The following is a 273-nucleotide window of genomic DNA, read 5'->3' as shown; positions in this document are numbered from 1 at the left end:
CAGGCTGTGGCGTTGAACGACATCAAGCAGCAAACGGCCAATCTGGTGTACCCGGGGTTTGTTCGGGAAACACCGTCGCTCTGGCTCAAGGAGCTGCCGCGCTACCTCAAGGCGATTGAACTGCGCCTGGAAAAACTGCCCGCGCAGGTACAGAGGGATCGTGTCTGGAGCGGTGAGCTCAGCAACCTCTGGGCACAGTTCAAGGCCCGCGCCGACAAGCATGCCCAGGAAGGCAAGCGTGACGAGCAGTTGGTCCTGTACCGCTGGTGGATC

1 protein-coding gene is annotated in these 273 nt (G+C 60.8%); it reads left to right on the top strand.

Features of this window, described 5'->3' with window-relative positions; translation table 11 throughout:
* The coding region (locus tag AC23MB_RS14440; RefSeq protein WP_487787665.1) for a DUF3418 domain-containing protein at positions 1-273 on the top strand (273 nt) is incomplete at both ends.

The organism is Soonwooa sp. T0.1_25 (assembly GCF_057652215.1).
Note: the sequence above shows the minus strand (reverse complement) of the source record. Positions and strands in the feature narration are given on the sequence as shown.